At 31.2% G+C, this 3,034-nt stretch carries 2 protein-coding genes and 1 pseudogene; all 3 read left to right on the top strand.

All coding sequences use genetic code 11. The features are described from left to right. Positions 1-92: 92 nt before the first annotated feature. Positions 93-342 (top strand): annotated as a pseudogene (locus IQQ51_RS00635) (IS5/IS1182 family transposase); the annotation flags it as partial. 362 nt (positions 343-704) lie between these two features. After that, positions 705-1,442, top strand: coding sequence for an EAL domain-containing protein (locus tag IQQ51_RS00630; RefSeq protein WP_228012629.1), 738 nt, complete (start codon positions 705-707; stop codon positions 1,440-1,442). Beyond that, on the top strand, positions 1,426-2,166 hold the full coding sequence (locus IQQ51_RS00625; protein ID WP_193840085.1) for a helix-turn-helix domain-containing protein: 741 nt from the start codon (positions 1,426-1,428) through the stop codon (positions 2,164-2,166). Before IQQ51_RS00630 ends, IQQ51_RS00625 begins: the two co-directional genes overlap by 17 nt. Positions 2,167-3,034 lie beyond the last annotated feature (868 nt).

Below are 3,034 nucleotides of genomic sequence, written 5' to 3'. Positions count from 1 at the left end.
GGAATATCCAATCTAATTTATTCAAAGGAGAATAAAATGGAGTCCCCAGTAAATAACATCATCCCTGTATTCGTAGAGGTGACTGCTTTCTGGGAAAAGGGCATCCACGTAATCTGGCAGTTGGCTGCCAAAAGCTCTATGGCTCGAACAAAAAGTGGAAACAGAAGTATGGTACCACAAGCGGTCATTATCGGAGACCGCGATGTATCGCGTAAACGACTACTCGGAGCTTCACTCACGCTTCGGAATTACAACGCACAAGTAGGTAAGGCTTACGCCATGAGCAAAGCACTCAACAAGCTAACCGGGATAGGTATGCCCGAAACTCAGTATGTTGTTTAAAACGCGAGCTATTTAGCTAGCGTTCGCTCTTTAGCTGAATTCGGCAACAAAGCCGATCGCAAGACTCGAGGAGGGTTCAATGATTTAGGCACAACGCCAATTAAAAATATAATATCAAAAAAATAAAATAACTTTATTTTATCGTCTCGATAAACAATAAAAACACGCCAGTCTCATGCTTATACCCATTAGAAATAACAACAAGGAAAACATCAGCCATTTTTTTGACATAACGCTGCGTGTCTTAAAATTACATGCAAAAGATATAAAAAAGTAAAAAAAAATCACACAAAAAACACACAGACCATAAAATGATTTAGTTGTAGCTTAGTTAACGTTTCTTCAATATGCGAGGTTGTAAATTGTACAAATTTACCAATAGGGATGGTGGGGTTTTAGTAGAAAATGGGGATGCATTTGCCTTCATTGACTTTTTGTTACAACCTATAGTTACCCCAAAGGACGGAATCATCCAGTATTATGAGATACTTTCTCGAGTCACCTCTCAAACTGGTGATAATTATAATAGCCAAGATTTCTTTGAAAACAAAAGTGATGATTTCATAAAGCAATTATGCTTGAAGCAAATTTTATATTCAAAATCTTTTGAAAAGGATATTTACAAATCAATAAACATAACATTATCTTGTTTATCTGATTCGGTATTTGTGGATAAGTTATTATTATTTAAAGATATAAAAATAGCATTAGAAGTTAATGAGTTAAATTGTTATACCGGCTCAAAAATAATAATTGACAATATTAAAAAGATACAAAGCCGTAATATCATGTTATGGCTAGATGACTACCATGAGAACAATGCAAAAGCAAACCTATCTCTTGGTGAGATAAGTTGGGACATAATAAAAATAGACAAAAGTTTTTTACATTACAATAGCAATGATTCAATGGCAATCAAAGCTTTATCTTATGTATTATCTCCATTCACAAAATATGGCTTGATCTTTGAAGGTGTAGAAACATCTGCACATTCATCACTTGTAAAGTCAGTAAATTCTTTAGGTCAAGGGTATTTTTACGCAATGCCAACCAGAAAGCATCTGAAAATAGAGAGAGATAATAATGAACATCAGATTTAGGAAAATATATTCAACAAAGAATCAAACCTTAGAATTAAAAATTAATTATAATAAACATCACATTCTGTCTTCAAACTGTTCAGGAAAAATTTCATATAGAGGTCATTTATCTACATTATCACCCTATGAAACATTTTTCATTCCAAAGAAAAAAAATGTTTCCATTTTTTTATATAGCGATAAAAAAGAGGATATAGAAATTACACTACACAAACATATCAACATTTCAAGTAACGTATCTGCAAAATTCATCTCGGAATATATTAACTCGAAAAATCAAATCAATGGAATTTCTGAGGTTGATTTAAAGAATAAAGAATTCATACTACAATCTTTACATTTTTACCTACAAAACATTATAGAAAACAACAAATTCCAAAAGTCTAAAAGTTACGGAATAATTGCTAAAATAACAGGAATAATAAAGAGCGATATAAAAAGGAAATGGTCAAGCGAAGATATAAGAAAAGTTCTATTTCTTTCAGAGTCAACACTTTATAGAACATTGAAAATGGAGGGTGAGTCTCTAAATACTCTAATTACAGATGCTAGAATGATCAATGCGAAAAAATTGTTAAAGACTACAAACTTATCCATAAACGAAATATCTTATGAATCTGGATTTAATAGCACATCATACTTTTCAAAAGTATTCAAAGAGCGATACAGACACTCACCTACAGAATTTAGAAATATATCAAGAAACAACGAATATGATAAGTAATAAAATCAACTATAATATTTTTCAATATGTAAGCAAAAATCATTATTCGCTTAAACACCTTCTTTACAAGAAAGTCGCTAAGATATTAGCCCTTAAATAAATACATTTAAAATTTCATTTTAAAAAATACATAAAAACTCCAATACCAATAAGAACTTGTTAATTCACATAAACCAAAGGAAAATTAAAAAATTAAACTCAAAATCAATGGGAATTTAAATGATTACGTATTAAAAACAACAATATATTAATTTTAAAATGACGTTTTTATTATACCTATTGCCGTTTTTTTACACTTAAACAATCTAATTGGTACTTTAATGTATTAAACATCATGGACAAGGGGTAAATTATGCAGATTGCACTCATTGAAAAATACAAGTGTCAACTTTGCGGGCTATCGTATTTTTATGTAAAAAGACGAAATTTCATAGAAAGGCACATAACAAAAAGACAATCAACAATATTAAAATGCGTCAACTGCTTTGAATACTACACTGTAAATCGCCATGAAATCAGTAGTAAGTGATGGGCATTATTTTTGATAAATAAAAAACGCATATATATAGATAAACGTCGACCTCAATCCAATATACCTCATATTAAGTAGAATGACTAAGTTAAGACTACTTATAATCTTTATGAAATATCTTTATATCATAGTCGTTACGAATACTAATAGGCTTTGTTACGTAATTCAATGAAACTAAATATATAACCAAAGACCGGCTCAACCATGTCCACTTCTTCTCGTAGCTCTATACCTAGACTTGGCGTTGTTGCCTAAATCAGTTGAACCTTTTCCAAGTCCCGTGATCTGAACCTTTGTGATAGTTAGAACGGTGGTGACATGGGTAAAGCGAAAAAG

It is taken from the genome of Vibrio sp. OPT18 (assembly GCF_015163615.1).
Classification (GTDB): domain Bacteria; phylum Pseudomonadota; class Gammaproteobacteria; order Enterobacterales; family Vibrionaceae; genus Vibrio; species Vibrio coralliirubri.
Note: the sequence above shows the minus strand (reverse complement) of the source record. Positions and strands in the feature narration are given on the sequence as shown.